18 protein-coding genes, 1 tRNA gene and 1 rRNA gene are annotated in these 26,645 nt (G+C 66.7%); 10 read left to right on the top strand and 10 right to left on the bottom strand.

Annotated features, from left to right (window positions below; all coding sequences use genetic code 11):
• Nucleotides 1–7: 7 nt before the first annotated feature.
• Complete coding sequence (dcd, locus tag AC3A3W_RS10730) at nt 8–583, bottom strand: dCTP deaminase (protein WP_205652723.1); 576 nt, start codon at nt 581–583, stop codon at nt 8–10.
• 189 nt (nt 584–772) lie between these two features.
• Here dcd and AC3A3W_RS10725 point away from each other — a divergent pair.
• Nucleotides 773–846 (top strand) — tRNA-Gly (locus AC3A3W_RS10725).
• 233 nt (nt 847–1,079) lie between these two features.
• The gene (locus tag AC3A3W_RS10720; RefSeq protein ID WP_487442642.1) at nt 1,080–2,240 is read left to right on the top strand and encodes a N(5)-(carboxyethyl)ornithine synthase; all 1,161 of its coding nucleotides are present in this window, start codon (nt 1,080–1,082) and stop codon (nt 2,238–2,240) included.
• A 3-nt stretch (nt 2,241–2,243) separates the two neighbouring features.
• On the opposite strand, the gene AC3A3W_RS10715 is transcribed toward AC3A3W_RS10720, so the two are convergent.
• Nucleotides 2,244–3,572 carry an MFS transporter gene (locus AC3A3W_RS10715; protein WP_487442640.1) on the bottom strand — a complete coding sequence of 443 codons (1,329 nt, stop codon included), beginning with the start codon at nt 3,570–3,572 and terminating at the stop codon, nt 2,244–2,246.
• A 144-nt stretch (nt 3,573–3,716) separates the two neighbouring features.
• On the opposite strand from AC3A3W_RS10715, the gene AC3A3W_RS10710 reads away from it, so the two are divergent.
• Together AC3A3W_RS10710 and AC3A3W_RS10705 are read left to right on the top strand one after the other, a co-directional pair.
• Nucleotides 3,717–4,571, top strand: coding sequence for a LysR substrate-binding domain-containing protein (locus AC3A3W_RS10710; RefSeq protein WP_487442638.1), 855 nt, complete (start codon nt 3,717–3,719; stop codon nt 4,569–4,571).
• A gap of 155 nt (nt 4,572–4,726) precedes the next feature.
• Nucleotides 4,727–4,981: a hypothetical protein gene (locus tag AC3A3W_RS10705; protein WP_487442636.1), complete on the top strand. Its 255-nt coding sequence runs from the start codon at nt 4,727–4,729 to the stop codon at nt 4,979–4,981.
• 111 nt (nt 4,982–5,092) lie between these two features.
• On the opposite strand, the gene AC3A3W_RS10700 is transcribed toward AC3A3W_RS10705, so the two are convergent.
• The gene (locus AC3A3W_RS10700) at nt 5,093–8,629 is read right to left on the bottom strand and encodes a proline dehydrogenase family protein (protein WP_487442634.1); all 3,537 of its coding nucleotides are present in this window, start codon (nt 8,627–8,629) and stop codon (nt 5,093–5,095) included.
• Nucleotides 8,630–8,946: 317 nt separating this feature from the next.
• The gene (locus AC3A3W_RS10695; RefSeq protein ID WP_487442632.1) at nt 8,947–10,407 is read right to left on the bottom strand and encodes an amino acid permease; all 1,461 of its coding nucleotides are present in this window, start codon (nt 10,405–10,407) and stop codon (nt 8,947–8,949) included.
• Nucleotides 10,408–10,545: 138 nt separating this feature from the next.
• Between AC3A3W_RS10695 and AC3A3W_RS10690 the strand changes: the two genes are divergently transcribed.
• The 4 genes from AC3A3W_RS10690 to AC3A3W_RS10675 all read left to right on the top strand — a co-directional run bounded on the left by AC3A3W_RS10690 (nt 10,546) and on the right by AC3A3W_RS10675 (nt 14,174).
• Nucleotides 10,546–11,478, top strand: a complete 933-nt coding sequence (locus AC3A3W_RS10690; RefSeq protein ID WP_487442630.1) for a LysR family transcriptional regulator — start codon at nt 10,546–10,548, stop codon at nt 11,476–11,478.
• 53 nt (nt 11,479–11,531) lie between these two features.
• Nucleotides 11,532–11,960, top strand: a complete 429-nt coding sequence (gene panD / locus AC3A3W_RS10685) for an aspartate 1-decarboxylase (RefSeq protein ID WP_205652731.1) — start codon at nt 11,532–11,534, stop codon at nt 11,958–11,960.
• Between the two features lie 110 nt (nt 11,961–12,070).
• Nucleotides 12,071–12,997: an AEC family transporter gene (locus tag AC3A3W_RS10680; RefSeq protein ID WP_487442628.1), complete on the top strand. Its 927-nt coding sequence runs from the start codon at nt 12,071–12,073 to the stop codon at nt 12,995–12,997.
• 49 nt (nt 12,998–13,046) lie between these two features.
• A complete protein-coding gene (locus AC3A3W_RS10675) occupies nt 13,047–14,174 on the top strand; it encodes an FAD-dependent oxidoreductase (RefSeq protein WP_487442626.1) in 1,128 nt (375 codons plus the stop codon).
• 30 nt (nt 14,175–14,204) lie between these two features.
• Here the strand turns inward: AC3A3W_RS10675 and AC3A3W_RS10670 are convergent, their stop codons facing one another.
• Nucleotides 14,205–16,835: a trehalase-like domain-containing protein gene (locus AC3A3W_RS10670; RefSeq protein ID WP_487442624.1), complete on the bottom strand. Its 2,631-nt coding sequence runs from the start codon at nt 16,833–16,835 to the stop codon at nt 14,205–14,207.
• A 181-nt stretch (nt 16,836–17,016) separates the two neighbouring features.
• Nucleotides 17,017–18,006: an LLM class flavin-dependent oxidoreductase gene (locus AC3A3W_RS10665; RefSeq protein WP_487442622.1), complete on the bottom strand. Its 990-nt coding sequence runs from the start codon at nt 18,004–18,006 to the stop codon at nt 17,017–17,019.
• 167 nt (nt 18,007–18,173) lie between these two features.
• On the opposite strand from AC3A3W_RS10665, the gene AC3A3W_RS10660 reads away from it, so the two are divergent.
• Nucleotides 18,174–19,868: a helicase HerA-like domain-containing protein gene (locus AC3A3W_RS10660; protein WP_487442620.1), complete on the top strand. Its 1,695-nt coding sequence runs from the start codon at nt 18,174–18,176 to the stop codon at nt 19,866–19,868.
• A 128-nt stretch (nt 19,869–19,996) separates the two neighbouring features.
• Nucleotides 19,997–20,989, top strand: coding sequence for a hypothetical protein (locus tag AC3A3W_RS10655; protein WP_487442618.1), 993 nt, complete (start codon nt 19,997–19,999; stop codon nt 20,987–20,989).
• A 146-nt stretch (nt 20,990–21,135) separates the two neighbouring features.
• Here AC3A3W_RS10655 and AC3A3W_RS10650 read toward each other — a convergent pair whose 3' ends face one another.
• The 4 genes from AC3A3W_RS10650 to rrf form a co-directional block, all read right to left on the bottom strand.
• Nucleotides 21,136–23,145, bottom strand: a complete 2,010-nt coding sequence (locus tag AC3A3W_RS10650) for an NHL domain-containing thioredoxin family protein (protein ID WP_487442616.1) — start codon at nt 23,143–23,145, stop codon at nt 21,136–21,138.
• Nucleotides 23,145–25,274, bottom strand: a complete 2,130-nt coding sequence (locus AC3A3W_RS10645; protein WP_487442724.1) for a bifunctional copper resistance protein CopD/cytochrome c oxidase assembly protein — start codon at nt 25,272–25,274, stop codon at nt 23,145–23,147. Before AC3A3W_RS10645 ends, AC3A3W_RS10650 begins: the two co-directional genes overlap by 1 nt.
• Nucleotides 25,275–25,445: 171 nt before the next feature.
• A complete protein-coding gene (locus tag AC3A3W_RS10640) occupies nt 25,446–25,733 on the bottom strand; it encodes an HU family DNA-binding protein (RefSeq protein ID WP_056625601.1) in 288 nt (95 codons plus the stop codon).
• 835 nt (nt 25,734–26,568) lie between these two features.
• Nucleotides 26,569–26,645: ribosomal RNA gene (rrf, locus tag AC3A3W_RS10635) — 5S ribosomal RNA — on the bottom strand; the annotation flags it as partial.

Genomic DNA, 26,645 nt, shown 5'->3' with positions numbered 1-26,645 from the left:
GGGCTGGTTAAATGTCCGTGCGGTGGAAGTTCAGGTGGCTGCGGCTCGCGGTCGGTCCGCGCTGGCCCTGGTAGCGGTTGCCGTACTCGCCGGAACCGTAGGGGTATTCGGCGGCAGAGGTCAGCCGGAAGAAGCAGAGCTGGCCGATCTTCATGCCCGGCCACAGCTTGATGGGCAGCGTGGCCATGTTGGACAGTTCCAGCGTCACGTGGCCGGAGAAACCGGGGTCGATGAAACCCGCGGTGGAGTGGGTCAGCAGGCCGAGCCGGCCCAGGGAGGACTTGCCCTCAAGGCGAGCCGCGATGTCGTCCGGAAGGCTGACCGTCTCGTAGGTGGAACCCAGGACGAACTCGCCCGGGTGCAGGATGAACGGCTCGCCCTCCTCCACCTCCACGAGGCGGGTCAATTCGGGCTGTTCCTCGGCGGGGTCGATGTGGGCGTACTTGTGGTTGTCGAACAGCCGGAAAAAGCGGTCGATCCGGACATCAACCGAGGAGGGCTGCACCATCGCGGAATCGTAGGGGTCCAGGACGATCCGTTCGGAATCAATTTCGGCACGAATGTCGCGGTCAGAGATCAGCACACCTCCAAAAATAGCATCAACCCGCCGCCGGGAGCTTCTTGGCTGCGGCCGGAACGCGCGCGGACGGGGATTCGAGGGCGGGGATTCGCGCTAACGCCGATGACCCTGGCACGGGACACGCGGAGCCGGAGGACGGACCGGCCCGGCAACTGCGCTAAGCTGGTTCTGCCCCGGCGGAATCCGGTGCATGCGGCTGTAGCTCAATGGTAGAGCGCTAGCTTCCCAAGCTCGATACGCGGGTTCGATTCCCGTCAGCCGCTCCAGATTGTCATCCCCGCCCGCGAGGGCGCATTAGGTCGCTACCTGTATCGTCGGAAGTCAGGAACCTCTTCGGTTCCGCTACAGGAGCAATCATGGCTGACAAGTCCCCCCGTCAAGCAGCATCCAAGAAATCCGGCAAATCCATCAAGGAAAAGCGCGCTGACAAAAGGGCCGCCGCAGCGCCGGCCAGCTCACTGGACAAGACGAGCGCGAAACCGATGCCGGCAAAGAAGAAGTGACCCGCCCGGCGAACCATCTCACCCTGGGGATTGTTTCCTCCTCGCGAAAACCCGACGAGCGCCGCCTGGCCCTGCACCCCCGTCACCTTGAGCGGATCGCACCCGAACTGCGTGACCGGATGATCCTTGAACATGGCTATGGAGAACGCTTCGGCTATTCCGATGCCCAGCTCGCACCGCTGGTGGGCCGCATGGCCAGCCGCGACCAGCTGGTGGCCCAGGCCGATGTCGTCCTCCTGCCGAAGCCCCAGCCGCAGGACCTCGCCGAGCTCCGCGACGGCCAGACTCTGTGGGGCTGGCCGCACTGTGTCCAGGACCGTGCCATCACCCAGCTGGCCATCGACAAGAAGCTCACGCTCATCGCCTTCGAGGCCATGAACCATTGGGCCAGCGACGGCGGTTTCGGCCTGCATGTGTTCCACAAGAACAACGAAATGGCCGGATACTCCTCCGTCATTCACGCGCTTGCCCTCACCGGCTGCACGGGCGACTACGGCCGCCGTCTCAGCGCCGTCGTGATCGGTTTCGGTGCCACGGCCCGCGGAGCTGTCACGGCACTGAACGCGCACGGCATCCACGATGTCCAGGTCCTTACCAACCGTGGGGTCGCCGCCGTCGGGTCCCCCATCCACTCGGTACGGATCACGCAGTTCGACCATGACGCCCAGGCGCCTTTCCTCAGCCAGGTGATCACTGAGCGCGGCCGCGTGCCGCTGGCGCCGTTCCTGGCCGAGAGCGACATCGTGGTCAACTGCACCCTTCAGGACCCCAACAACCCGCTGACCTACCTGCAGGAGGACGACCTGGCCGCGTTCAAGCCGGGCAGCCTGATTGTGGACGTCTCCTGCGACGAAGGCATGGGTTTCAGCTGGGCCAAGAGCACCACGTTCGCCGAGCCCATGTTCACTGTGGGTGACCGTATCTCGTACTACGCCGTGGATCACAGCCCGTCCTACCTGTGGAACTCCTCCAGCTGGGAAATCAGCGAGGCGCTCCTGCCGTTCCTGGAAACCGTGATGTCCGGACCGGAAGCATGGCTGGGGAATGAGACCATCAGCCGTGCCATCGAAATCCGCGACGGCGTGGTCCTTAACAAGGGCGTTCTCGAGTTCCAGGGGCGCGAGGCAGAGCACCCGCACGCGTTCGCGGGAAGCTAGCCCTTACGCCGCCCGCTGCACCACCCGCAGCAGGCGCCGGCGGTCCCGGAAGTCCACCTTGAGCTGCAGCTCACCTTTGCGGGCAAGCACGACGGCGACTGTCGCCGCCGCGAGCGCCGGCACCCCGCCCGCCACCAGCAGTGCTGCGTGCGGGTCGAGGTGTTCGGCGATGCTTCCGATCATGGGCCCGCCGATGGCCTGGCCGCCGATCAGCACCATGATGTACAGGCTCATCACCCGGCCGCGGATCCCCATGTTGGAGCTGATCTGGACCAGCTGGTTGGACGCCGTGAGGAACATCAGGCACCAGAAGCCGGCGAGCACCATGGCCGCGCCGAACCACACCACGGACGGCGCGAAGGCCGACAGGCACAGCATGAGTCCGTACATTCCGGCGCCGAGTATCACCGACCGCAGCCGGAGCCGGCGCCGCCGCGTGGAGGCCACGGCTCCCGCCAGCGCTCCCAACGCAACCAGCGCGTTCAGCATGCCGTAGCCGCCGGCACCGATGCCGTAGACCCGGTCGGCAAAGGCGGCAAGCACCACCGGCAGGCTCATGGCGAATACGGCGATGAACCCGGCCATCAGCCACGGCCAGTAGATGGTGGGCTTGCTGAGGGCGTACCGCAGCCCTTCCCGGAGCATGCCCTTGCGTTTGGGCGCCGGCGTGCTGACATACAGCTCGTCCTTGCGCAGGAGCAGCAGCATGGCCACGGTGGAGCAGCACGCGGCGGCGTTGCCCGCGAAAGCCCAGCCCGCCCCGACTGCGGTCAACAGCACCCCCGCCAGGGCAGGACCGATCAGCCCGCCCAGCTGGAACGTTGTGGAGTTCACGCTGATGGCATTGCGCAGGTACTGCGGCCCCACGAGCTCGTGGACAAACACCTGCCGGGCCGGCTGGTCCAGCACGGTCACCAGGCCCAGCACGAACGCGATGGCGTACACGTGCCAGACCTCGATGGCGCCGCTGAGCGCGAGGACGGCGAGGGCGGCGGCCAGGAGAGCCGCGACGGACTGGCACAGGATGAGGATCCTGCGCTTTGCGAAGCGGTCGGCCACCATCCCGCCCCACGGCCCCAGCACCAGCGCCGGCAGGAACTGCAGCGCCACTGTGATGCCGACGGCGGTGACGGAGCCGGAGAGCTGGAGCACCAGCCAGTCCTGCGCGATCCGCTGCATCCAGATCGCGACGACGGCCACGAAGTGACCGACCGCGAAGATCCGAAAGTTGGGGACGCGGAGGGAGATGAACGTGTGGCGCCACGGGAGGCGTTCAGTGACGACGGCGACGGGCAGGGTGGCGGGTGCCGTTGACGGCGGTGGCGGTGTCACGGAAAGTCCTCAGGAGATCGGGCCGGCGGGATGCCTTCAACGCTATGGTTGGTGCCTGCGATTATGGAAGACTATTGCTTCTATAACTACCATTGCGGAATGCAATGACAGATGCGATGAGAAGGCAAGGACAAGGGAGGGCGCATGTTCGAACCGGCCCAGCTCCGGTCGTTCCTGGCCGTTGCGGAAACGCTCAGCTTCACCAAGGCCGCGGACCGCCTGGGTCTCGCCCAGCCCACGGTCAGCCAGCATGTGCGCAAACTGGAGACAGCGGCCAAGCGGGTGCTGATCTCCCGCGACACCCGCGACGTCCGGCTGACGGACAACGGGGATGCCATGGCCGGATTCGCCCGGAACATTCTCTCGGCCCATGACGCCGCGGCGCGCTACTTCTCGGGCTCAGCGATGCGGGGACGCCTGCGGTTCGGCACAGCGGACGACCTTGCCATCACCGGGCTGCCCCGCATCCTCAGGGAGTTCCGGCAGGTCTACCCGCAGATCAACCTGGAGCTCACTGTTGGCCAAAGCGACCAGCTCTACAAACGGCTCAATTCCGGGCAGCTGGACCTCGTGTTCGTGAAGTGGGTGGCAGGAGCGAAAGACGGCACCGTGGTCCAGCATGACTCCTTTTCGTGGGTGGGCCTGGAGCAAACCACGCTGGAACCGGGCTCCCCCGTCCCGCTGATCGCGTACCCGTCCCCGAGCCTGAGCCGCAAGCTCGCCATCGACGCCCTGGAATCCGCCGGCCGGACCTGGCGCATCACCTGCACCACCAAGCAGATCAGCGGAGTGCTCGCGGCCGTCCGCGCGGGAATCGGCGTCGCCGTCATGCCGTCCTCGCTGGTGCCCGAAGACCTGAAAATCATCACGCGCCGCTTTGAACTGCCGCCCGTGGGCGACGTGGATTTCACCCTGATCCGGAACCCCCTCGCCAACGCCGAGGTCATCGATGCGCTGACGCAGACCATCATGGGACGGACGCTGAAGAAGCAGGTTTGAACCCTGCCGTAACCGGGTACTGGCAGAAAATCATTGATAACGGTTCGCAGCTCGCTTATGCTGTGACTGTTGGAGGTCATGCAGCGGCTGAGAACAGTCATTCGATGACGAATATATCCTGCAACGACGCGGGGCATATTCGGGATAGGCACGCCGTGACCACAGCCGCAAACCGCCATTTCCCCCACCACTCCATGACAGTTGACACCGAGTACGTCGCCAAGCCGAACTGCGACAAGTGCGGAACAGACGAGTTCATCTACCTCGAGTCTTTCGTTCCCCCCAAGTATCGCCAGGACGGCACCGTCAGAACACTGGGCGAAGCCGCCTACACCTGCACCCGGTGCGAGGAATTTTCCGCCCACAGCGTCCCCTCATCCTGGGCACCCCCGGGCTGGTACCTGGGCTAGGCCCGGGCAACTCAACAGGCCAGGTCTCACACCGCAGAATCTCATCACCAATATCGCAAAAACTGGCGGGCACCGGATGGTGCCCGCCAGTTCTTGTGTGGCCTGCGGTTGCTAGATCAGCGAATCGGACAGGTGGTTCGGCGTACCGAACCGGTGCGCCGTGATGCTGACGGCCTGCTCGTGCAGGAAGGGCAGCAGTTCAACGCGGCCGGCCTCCGTCACCTCGTGCGGGTAGATGGCGATGTCCGGACGGCCGCCGGTCGCCTCGGCCAGGGCAGTGGCGGACCCGCCGATCAGGCGGATGCGCGCACCGGACAGCTTGCCGGCGGCGGCGAGCCTGCCGGCGGAAGCCAGCCAAGCGGCGTCGTCCTCCACCGTCACCGGGATGTCCAGTCCGGTCAGCACCGCGCGGAGCTGTGCCGGAAGTTCGACGCCGGAAGAGACGGTCAGCTGCGAACCGGCAAGCACGCCGGCAGCCACCGTGCGGACGAGCGCACGGAGGGGCTCGCCGTCGGACAGCCGGACGGTGACCGGAAGCGTCCGGTACCGGAAGATGTTGCGCTCGGCGCTCAGCGCGGAGACATCCTTCGCCGTGCCAAATTCGTCAGCCCAGGCGATGGCGTCGGAACCGAGTGCACGCTCCACCGACTCCAGCCCTGCCGGGTCAAGCTCGCCCTGCACGGCGTCGACGAGGCGGCGAACACCCGGGTGGGTGATGCGGGCAGCTGCGCCCTGCGAGCTCTCCCTGCTGGTCCACTCACCCAGGCCGACAAGGTAGTTGGGTCCGCCGGCCTTCGTGCCGGCGCCGACGGCCGACTTCTTCCAGCCGCCGAAGGGCTGGCGCTGCACGATGGCCCCGGTGATGCCGCGGTTCACGTACAGGTTCCCGGCCTGGATGGTGTCGAGCCACAGGCCGAGCTCCTCGGTGTCGAGGGAGTGCAGGCCCGCGGTGAGGCCGTAGTCCACTTCGTTCTGGATGGCGATGGCCTCTTCCAGGGTTTCCGCGGTCATGACGCCCAGTACCGGGCCGAAGAACTCGGTCAGGTGGAAGTAGGATCCGCGCTTGACGCCGTAGCGCATGCCCGGGCTCCACAGCCGGCCGGTGTCGTCCAGCTTGCGGGGTTCCACGGCCCAGTTCTCGCCGTCACCCAGGGTGGTGAGCGCGTTGAGGAGCTTGCCGTTGGCAGGCTCGATGATGGGGCCCATCTGGCTCGTCGGATCTTCCGGGTAGCCCACCTTCAGCGAGGTCACGGCGTCGATCAGCTGGTTGTGGAACCGCTTCGACTTTGCCACGGAGCCGACCAGGATCACCAGTGAGGCCGCGGAGCACTTCTGTCCGGCGTGGCCGAAGGCGGAGTAGGCCACGTCCTTGGCCGCGAGGTCGAGGTCCGCGCTGGGGGTGACGATGATGGCGTTCTTGCCGCTGGTTTCCGCCAGGAGCGGCAGGTCCTTGCGGAAGGAGCGGAACAGCTCTGCCGTCTCGTAGCCGCCCGTCAGGATGACGCGGTCCACGGCCGGGTGCGAGATCAGCTGCTTGCCGAGCTCACGCTCGCCCAGCTGCACCATGGTCAGCACGTCGCGGGGAATCCCGGCCTCCCACAGCGCCTCGATCATCACGGCCCCGCTGCGGCGGGCCTGCTTGGCGGGCTTGACCACGACGGCGGAACCTGCGGCAAGCGCCGCCAGCACCGAACCGGCGGGAATGGCCACCGGGAAGTTCCACGGCGGGGTCACCAGGGTGAGCTTGGCCGGCACGAAGGTAGCGCCGTCGACGTCGTCCAGCTTGCGGGCGGATTCGGCGTAGTAATGCGCGAAGTCAACGGCCTCGCTGACCTCGGGGTCGCCCTGGTCGAGGGTCTTGCCCGTTTCACTGGCCATGACCTCCAGCAGGTCGGCGCGGCGGGCTTCCAGCAGGTCGCCGGCGCGGTGCAGGATCTCCGCACGCTCGGCGCCGGACAGCGCGCCCCAGGCCTTGCCCTTTTCGACGGCGGTTGCGATCACCGTGTTGAGGGCGTCCGCGTCCGTGATGGTTGCGGCTTCGACGGAGGCGTTGCCCAGGGTCGAGGTCGGAACGCGGTCCAGGATGGCCCGGCCCCAGTCACGGTTGGCGGGCAGCGACGGATCGGTGTCCGGGGTGTTCTCGAAGTGGTCGCGCGGCATCGGCACGGGCGGAAGGCTGCGGTTCTGCTGGCGGCTCGGCGGCGGGACCTCGTCGTCGAGTTCTGCCACGGAGGCGAGGAAGCGCTGCTTCTCGCGCTCGAACAGCGCTTCGTTTTCGCTGAGCTCGAAGACGGCGGACATGAAGTTTTCCTGGCTGGCGCCCTCTTCGAGGCGGCGGATCAGGTACGCGATGGCGACGTCGAACTCAGCCGGGTGCACCACGGGCGTGTAGAGCAGCAGGGAACCGACGTCCTTCTTCACGGCTTCCGCCTGGCCCTGGGCCATGCCGAGCAGCATCTCGAACTCGATACCCGATTCCACGCCGCGCTGCTTGGCAAGCAGCCACGAGAAGGCGATGTCGAAGAGGTTGTGGCCGGCCACGCCGATCCGGATGTTCCTGATGCGGTCCGGGTGCAGCGCGTAGTTGATCACGCGCTTGTAGTTGGTGTCCGATTCCTGCTTGCTGCCGCAGGTGGCCAGCGGCCAGTCGTGGAGGGAGGATTCGACCTGTTCCATGGGCAGGTTGGCGCCCTTGACGACGCGGACCTTGATGGCGGCGCCGCCATCGGCGCGGCGGGCGGCCGCCCAGTCCTGCAGGCGGATCATGGCGGACAGTGCGTCCGGGAGGTAGGCCTGCAGCACGATGCCGGCCTCGAGGTTTTTGAACTCGGGCTTGTCCAGGATTCTGGTGAAGACCGCAATGGTCATGTCCAGGTCCTTGTACTCCTCCATGTCCAGGTTGATGAACTTCGCCTTCTGGCCGGTGCCGGCGTAGGAGGCGGCGCGTGCGAACAGCGGGGTGAGCCGCTCAACGACGTGCTCCACGGCCTCGTCGAATCCCCAGGCCGAGTGCGGGGCCACGGTGGAGGACACCTTGATGGACACGTAGTCCACGTCGGGCCGGGCCAGCAGGGTGTGGGTGCCTTCGAGCCGGCGGGATGCCTCGTGCTCGCCCAGGACTGCCTCACCGAGGAGGTTGACGTTCAGCTTGATGCCGTCCTTGCGGATTTTGGCGATGGCCGGCCCCAGCTTGGCGTCCGTGGCGTCGACGATGAGGTGGCCCACCATTTCGCGCAGGACGCGGCGGGCGATCGGGATGACGACGTTCGGGAGGACGGGCGCCATGGTGCCGCCGAGGCGGACGGCGCTGCGCATGTGCCAGGGCAGGAACGCCGGAACTTTCGGCGCCAGGGCCGCAAGGTTCCGGGCGGCAACTTTGAGGTCCTCGGGACGGACCACGCCGTCCACGAAGCCAACCGTGAAGTCCAGCCCGTTCGGGTCCTTCAGGACCCCGGCGAGCTGTTCCGCGGAAGCGTCAGCGGGAATCTTGGCGGCTTCGGTCAGCCAGCGGCGCACAAGGGCGATCGCCTGGTCGGACAGGGACGCCGCTTCGGCGACGTGGGAACCCGCCGGGCGGGTAGCGACGGCGCCGGTCTCAGCGGCGTCCTCGCCTGCAGAAACACGGTGATCCGTTGCGATGTGGGTCATGGCTTGTTCTCGTTCTTTCCGTGGGTAGTGAGCTCTTATTCATCAGTATGGGCTTCAACTCACGTAAGATAAAGCGATCTTTCCTAAGCGATACAGGTTAGAAAAGCCGATCATTTCGTCGGGCGGTTACGGCCCCGCACAATCCCCGCCGCCCCCCCACGCTCCCTCACCTTTCGCCGCCTCCCGCCCGACGCTCCCTCACCTTTCGCCGCAAGACAACGAACCCTCCCTCACAGGGTGAGGGAGGGTTCGCGTGTGGCGCTCCAAAAGTGAGGGAGCGTCGCGGGATTGACCGCAGTAAGTGAGGGAGCGTGGAACTACACCGGGGTGTGCATCTCCACGGCCTCGTCGTGCCTGGGGCTGTTCGGGTTCATCAGGGAGTGCCTGCGGCTGTAGCCGAAGTAGATGACGAGGCCAATGACGAGCCAGACACCGAACCGCGCCCACGTTTCCCAGTGGAGCTGGAACATGAGGAAGGCAGAAGCGAGGACGCCGAAGGCCGGGACCAGGGGCATCAGCGGCAGGCGGAACTCCCGCGGGGCGTCGGGCTTCTTGTAGCGGAACATGATGACTGCGAAGCAGACCACCACGAAGGCGGCGAGAATACCGATGTTGGTGAGATCGGCCACGGCCTTGATGGGGAAGACGCCGGCCAGCAGCGCTGACGCCACGCCGGCGATCCAGGTGACGCGCTGGGGCGTGCCGTGGCGGTCCGTCTTGGAGAACCAGCCCGGAAGCAGTCCGTCGCGGCTCATGGAGAACCAGACGCGGGTCACGCCCAGGAGGAAGGTCAGCATGACGGTGAGGATGGACAGCACGGCAAAGACGGAGATGATGGTGGCGACGACCGGCAGGCCGACTCCGGCGAACGCCGATGCGAATCCGGCGGTCGGGTCAATGTCCTGGTAGTTCTGCATTCCCGTGAGGACAAGTGTGGCCGCAACGTACAGGAGCATGGCAATGATGAGGGACAGGATGATCGCCTTGGGCATGTGCTTCTTGCCGTCGGTGGCTTCTTCCGCCGCCGTACTCATGGCGTCGTAGCCGAACACCGCAAAGAAGACGGTGGCCGCGCCGGCGAAGACCGGGCCGATGCCGCTGGGCATGAACGGATTGAAGTTATCGGCGTTGATATAGAAGGCGCCCAGTCCGATGATGAACAGGATGAGGACCACCTTGATGGCCACCGCCACGAGCTCAAACCGTCCAAAGGCTTTGGTTCCGCGCGACAGGATCCAGGTGACCAGCAGGCAGACCAGGATGGCGGGGATGTTGACGATGCCGCCCTTGCCCTCATCCGGGGTCGAGGTCATCCAGACGGGCATGTGGATGCCGATGCCGGACAGGAAGGCATCGAAGTAGCCGGAGATGCCGATGGCCACCACAGCCACGATGGCTATGTATTCCAGCAGGAGGTCCCAGCCGATGAACCAGCCGATCACTTCGCCGAGCGCCACGTAGCCGTAGGTGTATGCGGAGCCGGCGCGGGGGATCATGCCGGCGAACTCGGCGTAGGAAAGGGCCGCGGCAGCCGAGGCCAGGCCGGCAATCAGGAAGGAAAACAGCACCGCGGGGCCGACGCCGGGCGTGCCCTCGCTGCCGTGGGCCACGAGCCCCGCCAGCGAAAAGATGCCGACGCCGATAATGCCGCCGACGCCGATGGCAGTGAGCTGCCACAGTCCGAGGGACTTGAAGAGGCCGCTGTGCTTGTTCTCGATTTCGATGTCATCAATGGGCTTGCGTCTAAGGATGGACTGGGTGGGATCTTTGGTTGTCATACGGGGACTCCTGCGTAGGTGCGGCCCCATCATCCGCCCTGTGATGGGGGTAACACTGATCAGTATGCAAGCAACGTTGCATTAGATAAAGTGACTAATACTAACCAATATTCATTAGAGCTAACGAAGGAACAGTCTATGCTCGATGTTCGTCGCCTCAGACTGCTCCGCGAGCTGAAGATCCGGGGCACCCTCGCAGAGGTGGCCGCAGCCCTGCAGTACAGTCCGTCATCAGTCTCCCAGCAACTGGCCCTTCTTGAGAAGGAAGCAGGGGTTGAACTATTGAGGAAAACCGGACGGAAAGTGCAGCTCACGCCCCAGGCTGAAGTCCTCGTGGCCCACACCGCCCAACTGCTCGAGACGCTGGAACAGGCCGAAGCCGACCTGGCCGCCTCCCTCACGACCGTCTCAGGCACCGTCCGGATCGCCGTCTTCCAGTCCGCGGCGCTGGCACTTATGCCGGACACCCTGACGCTCATGGCCGGCACCTACCCCGAGGTCAGGATCGAAATGACCCAGCGGGAACCCGAAACGGCGCTCCACGAAACGTGGGCCAGGGACTTCGACATTGTCATCGCTGAGCAATATCCGGGCCATGCCGCTCCGCGGTATCCGGAGCTGGACCGGATCAAACTGACCACCGATGCCATCCGGCTGGCAGTTCCGCCCGAGTCAAAGGACCATCCGCCCGTCACGTCGCTCGAAGACACGGCGGAGATGGCGTGGGTGATGGAGCCGCGCGGTGCCGCTTCGCGCCATTGGGCCGAGCAGGCCTGCAGGAGCGCCGGGTTCGAGCCAGACGTCCGTTTCGAAACCGCTGACCTCCAGGCCCAGATCCGGCTGATCGAGTCGGGCAACGCCGTGGGCCTCATGCCGGATCTCGTGTGGACCGGCCGCGGCACCACAGCCGAGCTCATTGAACTGCCCGAGAAGCCGCGCAGGACAGTGTTCACCTCTGTGCGCCGCTCGAGCGCCCAGCGCCCAGCGATTCTCGCGGCCCGCGAGATCCTGGCAACCACTGCCGCCTCCATCGCAGCCTCGAAAGACCACGAGATGGAGGGCCCAGCGTAGTGTTTCCTGGGTCACAGCCAGAACGTTGACCCCGGCGTTAGACTGTTCACGTTATGAATCGCACAATGTTTAAGTCCAAAATCCACCGCGCCACTGTCACGCACGCGGACCTGCACTACGTGGGTTCCGTCACCGTGGACCTGGACCTGCTGGACGCTGCCGACATCCTTCCCGGCGAACTCGTGGCCATTGTGGACGTCACCAACGGCGCCCGCCTTGAGACGTACACGATTGCCGGCGAACGCGGTTCAGGCGTGATCGGAATCAACGGTCCGGCCGCGCACCTGGTGCACGAGAACGACGTCGTCATCCTGATCACGTATGCCGCGATGACCACCGAGGAAGCCAGGGCCTACGATCCCAAGGTGGTCCACGTGGACAAGAACAACAAGATCATCCAACTGGGCAACGATCCGGCGGAGGGCCTCACCCCCGGGCTTATGCGCCCGCCGTTCGCGCTGAACAACGCTTCCCTCAGCTGAGCCCGAATAACGAGATCCCCACCACAAGGCAATCCTCCGGCGAATAAATCTGATTAAGCTGGGATGGTGGACGCCTCCCCCTGTACTTCCAAGCCTTCAGCGACAGCCGGATGCTAGGCGTCCTTGCAGGCTTCTTCGTCGTCTGGTGCATCATCCTCGTGGGAATGTTCGTTGGCCGGCGGGGCATCCTGGGCGATAACGCCCGCCAGGTCCTCAGCGGGCTCACCTTCTTTGTGGCCAGCCCGGCGCTGCTCTTCGAGACCCTGAGCAAGGCCCGGCTCCAGGATGTTTTTGCCGCCCCGCTGCTGGTCGCCGCGGTGGGGGCCATGGCCACCGCCGCCATTTTCTTCATCATCGTCAAGTTCCTGCTCAAACGCAGCATGCCGGAATCCCTCGTCTCATCGATGAGCGCCTCCCTGGCCAACTCAGCAAACCTGGGCATTCCCATCGCCGTGTACGTCCTGGGCGACGCCAGCTATGTGGCTCCGCTGCTGATTTTTCAGCTCGCGTTCTTTACCCCGCTGTTCCTGATGGCGCTGGATTCGACCACCAGCGCGCACCGCACCACCCCGCTCCGGTTCGTCCTGATGATCCTGAGGAACCCCATGATCGTGGGTTCTGCCCTTGGCCTCGTGGTAGCCGGAACCGGGTGGCAGGTCCCGCCTCTGGTCCTGCAGCCCATTCACCTGATCGGCGGAGCCGCCATTCCCGCGATGCTGATGGCCTTCGGCATGAGCCTGAACGGGTCCCGGCCGCTGCAGGCCGCCACAGCGCGCAGGGTGGATGCCCTGGTGGCCAGTGCGTTCAAGCTCATCGTCCACCCGGCGATCGCCTACGTCTTTGCGCGCTTCGCGCTTGGCATGGAGGGCCACGCCCTCTTCGCCGCCGTGGTGACGTCCGCCCTGCCGACCGCACAGAATGTCTTCGTGGCAGCCAGCCGGTACCGGACCGGCCTCACTGTCGCCAAGGACACGGTGCTGATCACCACCGTTGTGGCGGTGCCGGCCCTGGTCGGCGTGGCGGTACTGCTGGCATGACGTGCTGCTGGCATGACTGTGACTGAAACGGCCTGAATTTGGAGGAATCGTGAACACTACCCTGGACACTGTGGTGATTGGCGGCGGCGCGATGGGCTCCGCCGCGGCGTGGGCGCTGGCGCGGCGCGGCCGGCCGGTGACGCTGCTGGAGCAGTTTGGGCCGGGGCACCTCATCGGGGCGTCGCATGGCGCCACCCGGAACCTTAGCCTCGCCTATTCCGAGCCGGACTACGTTGCCATGCTGGCGGAGACGCTTCGCCTTTGGCGCGAGCTCGAAGACGAGAGCGGCGAGCAGTTGCTGGCCCGCACCGGCGTCGTCAACCACGGCCCGGATCCACAGCTTGGCACCATGCATGCCGCGCTGAACCGTGCCGGCCTGCGGGCCGAGTTCCTGCCGACGGCGGAGGCCGGCGAGCGCTGGCGCGGCATCCGGTTCGACCAGCAGGTCCTGTACATGCCCGACGGCGGACAGCTCAACCCCGAGCTGGCGCTGCCGGCCCTCCAGCGGCTGGCCGTCAGGCACGGCGCGGAGGTGCGGCACCACGTAAAGGTGGTGGACCTGCAGGTCCTCGACGACGGCGTCCGGGTCACCGTGGACGGCGGCGCCACCGAAGTGCTCACCGCACGCCAGGCGGTGGTCACGGCGGGCGGCTGGACATCCAAACTGCTTGGGGACATGGCAGGAACGCCCCGGCTGACCGTCACCCAGGAGCAGCCGGCCCATTTCGGCATCGCTGACCCTGGCGCGGACTGGCCCGGCTTCAACCACTTTCCGGGAACGGGGGACGACTATGCGGGCTGGTACTCCCCCGTGTACGGGATGCACACCCCCGGCGAGGGAATCAAGGCCGGCTGGCACGGCGTGGGGCCGGTGGTGGACCCGGACCACAGATCGTTCCAGCCCGAACCTGTGCAGCGCGCGGCGCTGCAACGCTATGCGAGGCACTGGCTGCCCGGCGTGGACGCCGACTCCATGACCGACATCAGCTGCACCTACACCACCGCGCCGGACCACAACTTCGTCATGGACCGGCTGGGTCCCGTGGTGCTCGGGGCCGGATTTGCCGGCCATGGCTTCAAATTCACGCCGGTGGTCGGCAGGATGCTGGCAGACCTCGCCACCGGCGAAGGCAGGGCACCGGCCATCTTTTCGGCCACCCGCCCGGCCCTCCGCTAGCCAGCCGCGGAGGATGGCTGCGTCCCGGACCTAGCTCCGCTGGTGCTGGTCCAGGAGCCGGGCGCAGCGGATGAAGCCGAGATGCGAGTAGGCCTGCGGGTGGTTGCCCAGGTGTGTTTCCGTGCCTGGATCGTATTCCTCCGGCAGCAGCCCCGTGGGACCGAACAGGTTCACCAGCTGGTCGAACAGGTCCCAGGCCTCCGAAATGCGGCCCACGGCCACGTACGCCTCGATGAGCCAAGTGGTGCAGATGTGGAAGCCGCCCTCCAAACCCGGCAGGCCGTCGTCGTACCGGTACCGGAAAACGGTGGGCCCCACGCGGAGCTCCCGTTCCACGGCCGTCACGGTGTCCAGGAACCGCTGGTCGCCGACGTCGAGCAGGCCAGACAGGCCGATGTGCAGGACCGCGGCATCCAGGTCCGGGCTGTCATACGCCACAGTGTAGGAAGCGGCGGTATCGTCCCAGCCCTCGCGGAGCACCTCATCCCGGATAGTCGCGGCGGTGCTCGCCCAGGAGGGTTCTGGCTCCCGGCCGTGGCGGGCGGCGGTGCGGAGCGCCCGGTCCAGCGTCACCCAGCACATCACCTTCGTGTAGACGTGATGCCGCGGGGCACGCCGTGCCTCCCAGATGCCGTGGTCCGGCTCGTGCCAGCGGGCCAGCACCGCATGCGCCATCTGCACCATCAGGTCCCAGTGCGGGTCAGCCAGTGAGCCCCGTGCCTCGCTCAGCCCGTGGATCAGCTCGGCGATGGGCCCGAACACGTCCAGCTGGACCTGGTGGTCCGCGGCGTTGCCGATCCGGACGGGCCGCGATCCAGCGTAGCCGGGCAGGCTTTCAATGATCGCTTCGGTGGACAGCGGCGCGCCGGTGACCGAGTAGAGCGGGTGCAGCCATTCAGGGCCGGGGGCGTTGGCCAGGATCCTGCCCAGCCAGCGGAGGAAGCCGTCGGCCTCCTCCGTCGAGCCCAGGTCCACGAGCGCGTTGACCGTCATGGAGCCGTCCCGCAGCCAGCAGTAGCGGTAGTCCCAGTTGCGGGTTCCGCCGATCCCTTCCGGCAGCGACGTGGTGGGCGCCGCGAGCACGGCTCCGGTGGGCTCATGGACCAGGGCGCGGAGCACGAGGGCTGAACGCCGCACCAGGGACGGCTTGACGGACGGCAGCGCCAGATCCTGCACCCAGCGGCGGGAGTGGAGCGCGACGGCGGCGCGGCGGGCGGCCTCGTCCGTCCCGTCCGGATGGCGCTGGACCTCGGTGTCGCCGCAACGCAGGTTGAGGACCACGGGGCCCTGCCGCAGGTTGACCTCCGCCGTGGCCGTGGCATGCCGGCCGTCCGAGGTGATGGAGAAGCTGACGTCCGGGGCCAGCAGGACGATGGGATCGGACGTGCCGGCGACGTGCAGCTCACCACCGCGTGCCTCCATGCTGAACGGCGCGTTTGCGTAGTCCGGCCGGGGTGCGAAGACGATCCGGGCCGCGCCGGTGCCGGACAGCACGCGGACCAGGCTGGTGATCCCCTCGGGGGCCGGTTCAAGGTAGTCGGTCACGGTAACGTCCGCCCACCGGGTTTCCACGATCATCGTGCTGTCCACATAGCGCTGCCCCAGCACCTGCGAGGCCTTGACCGGCTCCACCGAGAAGTGGCCGGCGGCATCCCCGCCCAGGAGGTGGGCAAACAGCGAGCCCGAGTCGGGCAGGGGGTGGCTCATCCAGCAGATTTTGGCGTCCGGCGTGAGCAGTGCCGTTGAGGAGCCGTTGCCGATCATGGAGTGGCGCTCCAGGCCAACCGCATCTTCACCGAACAGCCACGCCCGCCGCAGCTCAAAGAGGATCGCCAGGACCCTGGCGAAGGATTCCGGATCCCGCAGCCGGTGTTTGGCCCGGCTCGGGAGCTCTCCGACCCACAATCCCATGTCCGGGCCGCGGAGCGTTGCCATGGCCAGCTCATCGCTCATGGCATCACCGGCGTACAGAGCCGCGCTCACCCCGAGCCTGGAGCGCAGGTGCTCCAGCGCATCGGCCTTGGAGGGTTCCACCACCGACAGGTCCAGCACCGAGCCGTCCACGATGAAGAACAGGCCCAGGGCCTTGGCCACTTCCTCGGCCTTCTGCGTCGCCTCGGCGACGATCTCCGGCGCAGCCGGCCGGGTGTGCACCGAGACCGCCACCGGCTTCCGCTCGATGGTGATGCCCTTGTAGGCGCCGACGGATTCGAGCAGGGCCTGGTTGGCCTGCTGCAGGACAGATTCGGTGGCCAGGGACAGGCCGTGGGCGAACCCCATATCGAACTCTGCCCCGTGGGACCCGACGAGGTGGACTTCCGCGGGGAGCCGTGACACCGCGGCCAGGTCCCGCAGCGACCGGCCCGAGATGACCGCGGCGTGCGTGTTGGGCAGGGCAGCCAACGCGCGGAGCGCAATGGCCGCGCCGGCCAGGGGCAGGGTCTCGGTCGAGATGCCCTCCGCCGCGCAGAGCGTTCCGCCGTAATTGCAGGCCACCAGCAGCCCCGGAGTGCGTGCCAGGATCTTCAGCTCGCCGAGCAGCTGGGGCGTCAAACCGTCATCGGCGGCATCCGACTGGACGAACGCCCTCAGCAGGCCAAGCGGCAGGGACTTGGTCAGCAGTGCGGAGTCGGCCACCGTTTGGTTGAGCGGAGTTGGCATGCTCGGAATTCCTTAGGATCATCCCCAAATGGATTTGGACCCTCTCAGTGTCCGGCGCGGCCGTTTCCCCTGAATATCCCGGTCATTGCGGTCATGTAACTTCGACGGCGGCCCCGTCGTCCCCGCTGCCGCGTCTTCCCCGCTGCCGCAGGAACCGGCAGCCGCAGAAACCGGCAGCCGCCTAGGCCCGGACCAGGCCCGCGGCTTCCGCCAGCAGTTCCACCGAGCGCAGCCGGGCCGGGGTGCCCGTGCTCTGGTGGGCCACGATGAGTTCGTCGGCGTCGGCATGCCTGGCGAATCCGTCCAGGTACTCCAGCACCACGTCCGGTGTCCCGACCGCCGAGTACTTCATCATCTGGGACACGTGCTGGCCCTGCGGAGAGTCCAGGATCATGTCTGCTTCGTCATCCGTGAACTCCCGCCCGCCGCCGAAGAAGAGCGAGACGCGGGCGCGCAGGGTGCCCCGGAGCATCTCCTGTGCTTCGGCTGCCGAATCGGCGGCAATGACGTTGGCGCCGGCGATGACGTGCGGCGCCTCCAGCTGCTCGGAGGGCTTGAATTCCCGGCGGTAGATGGCCACCGCGTCCTGAAGCGCGTTCGGTGCAAAATGGGAGGCGAAGGCGTAGGGCAACCCCAGCTGGGCGGCGAGCCGGGCACCGAACAGGGACGATCCGAGGATGTACAAGGGCACGTTCGTCCCCTTGCCCGGTGTCGCTTCGACGCCCTGGATGCGGCTGGGTCCGCTCAGGTAGCCCTGCAGTTCCAGCACGTCCTGGGGGAAGGTATCGGCCGACGACGGGTCGCGGCGGAGTGCCCGCATGGTGTTTTGGTCGCTCCCGGGTGCGCGGCCCAGGCCCAGGTCGATGCGCCCCGGATGCAGCGTTTCCAGCGTGCCGAACTGCTCGGCGATGGTGAGCGGCGAGTGGTTGGGCAGCATCACTCCCCCCGCTCCCAGCCGAATGCTCTCGGTATGGGCAGCCACATGGGCGATCAGGACACTCGTCGCCGAGGACGCAATCGAGGACATGTTGTGGTGCTCCGCGTACCAGACCCGCCGGTAGCCAAGCTCCTCGGCGCTTTGCGCCATGGCCACGCTCCCGGCGAAGCTCTCCGCCGCCGTCTGGCCCTCGCCGATCGTCGCCAGGTCAAGGATGGAGAGGGGAACAGTCACGGGGAGCCGGCCTTTCATTGCGGATGGGCCGGCGCGGAAGGTTGCGCGGCACACCTTCGACAACGACGGCGGCGTGAACGTTATTTCTGCCAGTCCGGGTGATACTGTCCACAGTTTTGGGCTCCGGAGCTGGCCGGCGGCCGCAGGTCCGCCGCTAAGCTAGCGGCATGGCCAACAAATCAACAGCAGACAAAGTCGCCACGATCCAAAAAGGCTACGCGCTGGAGGGTGCCACCATCGAGCTGGGCGCCGCCATCGTCGACGGCGAACTCCACAAAGATGCGCCGGTCCGGCTGCCCCTGTCCATGATGAACCGGCACGGACTGGTGGCCGGCGCCACCGGCACGGGCAAGACCGTCACGCTGCACATGATGGCAGAGCAGCTCTCCGCCGCCGGAGTGCCCGTTTTCCTCGCCGACATCAAGGGCGACCTGTCGGGCCTGGCCACGCCAGCCACGGCGAGCGACAAGCTCACGGCGCGGACCGAAAGCATCGGACAGCCGTGGGCGGCCAAGGCGTTCCCGGCGGAGTTCCTGGCCCTTGGCGGCGACGGCAACGGCGTCCCGGTCCGCGCCACCATCACGTCCTTCGGGCCCATCCTGCTTTCGCGCATCATGGAGCTCAACGACACGCAGGAGTCCAGCCTCCAGCTGGTCTTCCACTTCGCCGACAAGAACAACCTCGAGCTGGTCGACCTCAAGGACCTCCGCGCCGTCATCCAGCACCTCACCTCCGAGGAGGGCAAGGAGGCGCTGCGGGAACTCGGCGGCCTGTCGAAGGCCACGGCCGGCGTCATCCTCCGCGAGCTCGTGGCACTGGAAGCCCAGGGGATGGAACGCTTCTTTGGCGAGCCGGAGTTCGACACGGCCGAGCTCCTCCGCACTGCCCCCGACGGCCGCGGCGTCATCACCTGCCTCGAACTTCCCACGCTGCAGACCAAGCCCATGGTGTTTTCCACCTTCCTCATGTGGCTGCTGGCGGACCTGTTCGAAGACCTGCCCGAGGCGGGCGACCTCGACAAGCCGAAGCTCGTGTTCTTCCTCGACGAGGCGCATCTCCTGTTCAATGACGCCTCGAAGGCCTTCCTCGATGCCATCACCACCACAGTTCGGCTGATCCGGTCCAAGGGTGTCGGCATCTTCTTCGTCACGCAGACCCCGAAAGACGTCCCTGCCGATGTGCTCGGCCAGCTGGCCAACCGCGTCCAGCACGCGCTCCGGGCCTTCACGCCGGAGGATGCCAAAGCACTCAAGGCCACGGTCTCGACATTCCCTGTCAGTGACTACGACTTGGAAGAGACCCTCACGTCCGCGGGCATCGGCGAGGCCGTCATCACGGTCATGAATGAGAGAGGCGCGCCTACGCCGGTGGCGCTCACCCGCCTGCGCGCCCCCGAATCCGTCATGGGTCCCAGCACGGATGAGCTGGTTAAAAGCACGGTGGCCGGCTCGGCGCTGCTGGCAAAGTACGGAACAGCCGTGGACAGCGTCTCCGCATACGAAAAACTGGCCGGCCAGGCCGCCGCTCCGACCGGGCCAGCGGCACCGGGCCAGCCCCCGACTCCGGCGACTGACGTGTTTGTCCCCGGCAGCATAACGCCGGGCACCGTGGACGCCGAGGCCCGTCGCATCGAGGAGGAAATCCTCGGACGCCCGAGCAGCCGGCCGGCCCCGGAACCCGCTCGTGAACCGGCTCCGCGCTCCGCGCCCCCTGCCGCCGGCGGCATGATGGATGACATTACTGGGGCGCTTGGCGGAGCCATCGGCGGCGGCCTGAAAAGCATGGTCCGGTCGATGGGAACCCAGCTGGGCCGCGAGCTGTTACGCGGCGTTTTCGGCACCTCGTCCCGGCGCCGCCGCTAACGCCAGGGGGCGTCACCCCGTCGGCGACGCCCCGCCGTCGGACGTTCCTCCGTGGCTGTGCCACGTCATGCTGGGCACCCGCGACTCCTGCGTTCGCATAACTAGCAGGTAACGTAAGGTGCGTGCAGATGAGTCAAGCGTTGGTGAAGTTGGCGGCCGGGTGGCTGCTGGGCCTCATGCTTGCCGTCGCCGGAGCCATCGTTTCGGTCAATCTGGTCAACAACTCGGTGGCCAGCCCGCAGCAGCCTGTCCGGGAATATCTGGATGCCCTCCAGAAGGGTGAGGGCGAGCGGGCGCTGGGCCTCCTCCGCGCTTCGGTGCCGGATGCAGACGCCGCCATGCTCGACGGCACGGCCCTGCAGACCTCCGCGTCACGCATCGCGAACGTGAAGATCGGCGGTGCGGAGACGCGCGGCGGCAAGCGGGTCATGGTGCCCATGGAGTACACGATCGACGGCAGCCGCCTGCGCACCGAGTTTCTGCTGGAAAGCACCGGTACAGAGTGGCTGTTCTTCAGCAAGTGGGCCTTCGTTCCTTCCGCCCTGCCCACCATCGACGTCACTGTGGTGAACTCAAACGAAGCCACGCTGAACGGGGTGCCGGTGAACATGCCCGGTGGCCGCAGCACCTTTGCCGTGTTCTATCCGGGCGAGTTCGAGGCCTCCCTCAACGGGGAGTTCTTCTCGGCGAAGCCCACCCGGGCCACGGTCTCCGGCCGGGATCTTCCCGCTGCGCCGCTGAATCTCCTGACCCAGGCCACAGACGAACTGAACCAGGCTGTGGCCTCCAGGGTCAAGGAATTCCTGGACACGTGCGCCGCGGACGCCGTCAAGCAGCAACGCCTGCAGCCCGACTGCCCGTTCTACCACGCCACCCCCAACAGGGTGGTGGACGGCACCATCAAGTGGAGCATCACCGAGTATCCGAAGATCAGCATTGAGCCGTTCGAGGGTAAATGGGTGGTTGCGCCCCTGGACGGCAAGGCCAGGATCACCGCCGAGCAGGTCGACCTGTTCACGGGCGGCGTCTCACCCCTGGATGTGGAGCACGATTTCAGCTTCACCACGCGCCTGGACATCAACGGCGACACCATCAAGGTCACGCCCCTCCTCAGCTTCTAGAGCCGGGCCTTCCAGCGCCGGGCAGAGTCCGCCTGCGGAACTGGCCCAGTCTTGAATTCAGCCACAAACAAAACTGGCCCGGTTCCCAACCCCTGCGGGTCGAAAACCGGGCCATTCAGCAGCCAGGTGCGGCGGGCCCTGCCGGCTCAGTCCATGCCGCGGAGGTCCAGCACCAGTTCGGCGTCGCCGTCGGGCTGCAGCACCACCGGGATGCCCCAGTCCTGCTGGTACAGGTGGCATGCCGCGTGGTCCGGAATCTCGCCGTCTTCAGTCTCGGGACCGTCGCAGGCCGCAGCGCGCGCGGTAATGTGCAGCACCCCCTCGGGGACGTCCGAGGCCAGCTCCAGGGTGCGGAGCAGGCCCACGGAGGTGCCGCCGCCCGCCACGAGCAGTTCCGGAGGGGTTGACGAGATCTTCAGCTGCGTGGGGTCGCCCCAGCGGTCGTCGAGCTTCTGGCCCGTGGGCGCCGTGAAGCGGACCGTCAGGTCCAGCAGCCCGGGCGCCACGGGGCTCTTCGGCCGGTGGGTCTGGACCGCGCCCTCGTCCACCTGCTGGGCTTCCTTGGGGATGGGCACGTACACGAGGTGGTGCTTGTTCGCCTCGACCACCACCAGAAGCGGTTCCTTGCCGGCCACCCGTGTGTGGTCGACGATGACGTCGGACGGTTCGGACAGGCCACGCGCCAAGGTGGACACGGTCTTGGCCGCGGGGTCGTAGCGGCGCACGGCACCGTTGTACGTGTCGGCAATGGCCACGGAGCCATCTGGGAGCACAGTGACCCCGAGCGGGTGCTGCAGGCGCGCCTCGGAGGCTTCGCCGTCACGGAACCCGAAGTCGAAGAGGCCCTTGCCCACGGCGGATTCAACGGTGACCGTCCCGTCGTCGTCAATCACCAGCTTCCGGAGGGCGGAGGTCTCCGAGTCGGCCACCCAGATGTTGCCGTCGGCGTCTTCGGCAACGCCGGATGGCTGGGCGAACCAGGCCTCGTGGGCGGGTCCGTCCAGGAGACCTTCCAGCCCGTTGCCGGCGATGATGGACACCGCCCCCGTCAGCGGTTCAAAGCTGAAGATCTGGTGCACACCGGCCATGGCGATCACGACGGCATTCAGCTTGGCGGACCACACGACATCCCACGGCGAGCTGAGCGAGACCTCAAGCGGGTGCTCGCTCAGGCGTCCGGTGAAGCCCGCAGCGTCCTCGTCCACGCGGGCGGGGCCGGTCTCCAGCAGGCGCTGCACGCCGTTTCCGACGAGCGTGGTGACGGTTCCGTCCGCGAGGGACAGCCCCCTCAGGCGGTGGTTGACGGAGTCGGCAATCACGACGTCGTAACCCGTCTTCGCTGCCACGTCTTCCGGCAGCAGGACCAGGCCCTGGGGTTCGTTGAATTCCGCCACGGGCTCCAGGGAGTCCAAAGCTGCGCTCGGGCCGTCGGCGTAGCCCTTCTTGCCGGTGCCAAACGTGCCGAGCACGGTGTGGAAGTCGGTGTCGAGCTCGACGACGCGGTGGTGGCCCGTGTCCGTGACCAGCCATGTGCCGGCACGTGAGCCGGCGGCAGCGGCGCCGTCGGGCGTTCCGGATGCAGAGCCCCGGCCGGCCGGGAGGAACAGTGCCTTGCCGGGGAAGCGGAGGGTGCCCGAGGTGGGCTCAGGCGCAACGTAGGGGCCGCTGCCGCGGTGAAGTGTTCCCCGGGCTTCATGCTTGGCGATGAGCTCTGGGATGAGCACGCCGAGGCCGTCGGCGTGGCCTTCGCCGGAGAGGTGGGCCACGATGTAGCCCTCGGGGTCGATGACCACCAGCGTGGGCCAGGCGCGGGCCGTGTAGGCCTTCCAGGTTTCCAGCTCGGGGTCGTCCAGGACCGGGTGGTGGATCTCGTACCGCTCCACTGCCGCAGCGAGGGCCACGGGATCGGCCTCGTGCTCGAACTTCGGGGAGTGCACGCCCACCGTCACCAGGACGTCGGAGTACTTCTCCTCGAGCGGCCGGAGTTCTTCCAGGACGTGCAGGCAGTTGATGCAGCAGAAAGTCCAGAAGTCCAGAAGCACGATCTTGCCGCGCAGGGCCTCCAGGTCCAGGGTCTTGCCGCCCGTGTTGAGCCAGTTACGGCCCACCAGTTCGGAGGCGCGGACCCGGTGGTGGGTGCGTACGGTTTCGCTCATCAGCGTCCTTCCAGCTTTGAGTTGCGTTCAGCCAGCTTGGCATCGCGTTCGGCCAATTTGGCAAACATATCGTTGTAAGCGGTGAGATCGGCGTCGTTATTCCTGTCCGCCGCCCGGTCGGTGCGGCGCGTCTCCCTCGCATCGGACCGGGACCACATGATGGCGACGCCGATCGCCACCAGAAGCGTGGGCACTTCGCCGATGCCCCAGGCCACGGCACCGCCCAGTTGCTGGTCCACGATCGCCGATGGTCCCCACTCCCGGCCGAGGTTGCCGAAGTAATCCGCGGCGAGCAGCCCGGTACCGCCCATGATGGCCACGCCGAAGAAGGCATGGAAGCCCATGGTGGCCAGCAGAAGCACCAGCCGCAGCGGGTACGGTGCCCGACGCGGCAGCGGATCCGTGCCGATCATGCTGAGCACGAAGATGTACCCGGTCAGGGCGAAGTGCAGGGTCATCAGCTCGTGTCCCACATGCTCGCGCATCGCGAAACCGAACGCGTCGGAGTAGTAGAACAGCACGATCGAACCGGCGAAGTTCGCAGCCGCAAACAGCGGGTGCGTCACCAGCTGCGAGACCTTCGAGTGGACGAAAATCAGCAGCCACTCGCGCAGGCCGCGCGAGCCGTCGCTCCTGGCCGGCAGTGCACGCAGGGCAAGCGTCACCGGGGCACCCAGGACCAGGAAGAGCGGAGCCACCATCGTGAGGGCCATGTGGTCCACCATGTGCGCAGAGAACAGCACCCGCCCGTAGACCGCCGGAGGCCCGGAGGTGATGTACGTCAGCACCAGCAGGCCGACTACCCAGTTCACGGAGCGGAAGATCGGCCACTTGTCCCCGCGGGCACGGACCTTGGCCACGCCCAGAATGTAGGAAACGAGCCCGAACACGGCGACGGCCACCCAGATCCAGTCCACGCGCCACTCGGTGAGCCAGCGTTCCGGAGTCAGTTCAGGGGGCAGCTCGTAGCCCGACAGGATGAATGCCGGCGACGCATCAGGGGCGTAGGTGGTCGGTTCCGGTGGCGCGGAGCGGCCGAGTGCCACCGCGATTCCCGAGGTGGCCCCCATAATGAGGAGTTCCATGAGAATCAGCTGCCACAGCACGCGGCGCGCGGACAGCCCCGAACCCTTGCGGTTCAGCTGCGGGATCACCCACTGCCGGTGCATGAATCCGATGCCGCCGAGGACGACGGTGGCGGCGGTCTTCGCCAGGATCAGCCGGCCGTAGGGTGAGCCGAACAGATCTGCCCAGCTGGCCACCCGGACGGTGGAGTTGACCACGCCGGAGGCAAACACCAGCAGGAAGGCGAACCCAGCAAGTGAGGAGAACCGCCGCAGCGTGGGTTCGGTGATGTCCGGCGTTCCAGTCGGGCGGGACACCGCGGCACCCGGTGTGGAGGGGCGGGCGCCGGAGACCAGGCCCGAGAGCAGGGCGAGCACGATGATGCCGCCTACCCAGACGCTGACACCCACCAGGTGCAGACCGAGTGAGCTGATGGCTCCCTCGTGGTCGTTCGAGCTCGCGGAGTGGCCAATCAGGGCGGCGGGTACGAGGCCGACGAGCGCCAGCACCAGGGTCAGGGCCAGGCCCGTCAGTGACCGGACGCCGAACAGTGCGGTTGTGACGACGGCCGCGATGATGGTCACTGACAGCCAGGCGCGTCCGGTGGGAATGTCGGTCATGAAGAAAACGAGCGCCCTGGTGAACTCCGCGTCGCCGGAGACACCCTGCCCAGCCACATCGGCATAGGTGAGCACCAGGACGGCGATGGAGGACAGCGTCCAGGCCACGCCGGCTGCGGCCGCAATGGCCAAGGCCCGGGAGAACGCCGGGTGCTCAGGTGCCTCTTGGTCCTTGGCCCGGCGGCGGTCCAGAGTCCTGGGCAGAATGCCGGCGGCGAAGATGAGCCCGCCGATCACTGTGGCCAGCGAGACGTTGTGGATCGCCTTGCTGATGGGAAGGCCCCAGCGCACCACGGCGCCTGGATCGGAGACCTCGCGGGCCACGGCTGCACCCGTGAAGAGCAGGGCTGCAGTGAGCCCTAGAAACAGCGCGGCCAAGCCAGCCAGCTGCCAGGACCGCGTAATGCCCAGCCCGGCATTGGCCAGGTTCAACCCGCCGCCCATGTTGGGGGCAGGCTGTGGAGTACGGGATTCTGCGGCGGAGGGCACCTATCCATTGTCCGCTAACGCTGCCTGCGCGGCGAATCGGCCAGAGTGAATCCGGGCACGTCGACGCTTTAACGCAAGCGGAGCGGCAACCAGATGGTTGCCGCTCCGCTGAGTTGCGTGGAAAGACTACTTCTTGTTGGAGACAGCGGCCTTCAGCTTGGAACCGGCGGTCAGCTTGACGCTGTGGCCGGCTGCGATCTGGATGGTCTCGCCGGTCTGCGGGTTGCGGCCAGTGCGGGCTGCACGGTCGGTGCGCTCAACTGCGAGCCAGCCCGGGATGGTGATCTTCTCGCCGGAGGCGACGGAAGATTCGAAAACCTCGAACAGTGCATCGAGCACGGAGTTGACGGCAGCCTGGCTGGTGCCGGCCTTGCCTGCTACCTCTGCAACAAGTTCACTACGGTTCTTAGCCATTTATGTCCTCCTGGACGCTTTGGATTTCTGGAGCCTGCACACGGCATGCGTGCAAGCCACTGTTCGAAAACTTACCAGCTTGCACCCGTAAGGGGGACAAATTCCGCGTGTTTCCGCGACTTTTTGACCTAAATCACCGGAGTTTGGCGGCTTTTCCCCGGAATTCGGCCCTCGGCGGACGATCTTTCGGGTCACAGCATGAGCGTGAGGCACGGCTGTCGAAACCCTGTCGACCCGGCCCGGCCACGGCGGCGGCGGAACCCTCCCTCACCTTTCGCCGCTCCCCCACGGGAACCCTCCCTCACTTTGCGCCGCTTGATCACGGGACGCTCCCTCACTTGCTGCCGGGTTATCACGGGACGTTTCCTCGGTTGTTGCGGGGTACGACGGTGGTGTGGCGGGTGGGGTGCCCGGGGCCGGGCTTGGGGGGGCGGGGGGCGTCCACTCAGCTGCCGCATTATGTGAGGGAGCGTCCACGCAGCTGCCGCAGTATGTGAGGGAGCGTCCGGTCAGCTGCCGCGAGTATGTGAGGGGGCGTGCCCTGGAAGGCGGCGGGTAGTGAGGGAGCGTGGCGTTCGGGCCAGCGATATGTGTGGGAGCGTCCGGTCAGCCGCGGCGGTGTGTGTGGGGGCGTCCGTGTGTGGGGGCGTCCGTGTGTGGGGGCGTCCGTGTGAGGGGGCGTGCCCTGGAAGGCGGCGGGTAGTGAGGGGGCGTCCGGTGCGCCCCCGGAGATATGTGTGGGGGCGTCCGTGGGGGTGGGGCGTCCGTGGGGTGGGGGTGGTTTTAAATGCGGGAGAGCCCCAACCGTGTGGTTGGGGCTCTCGACCTAATGGTTGTCCGGCGGTGACCTACTCTCCCACACCCTCCCGGGTGCAGTACCATCGGCGCTGTGGGTCTTAGCTTCCGGGTTCG

The organism is Arthrobacter sp. Soil_N43 (assembly GCF_057655195.1).
Note: the sequence above shows the minus strand (reverse complement) of the source record. Positions and strands in the feature narration are given on the sequence as shown.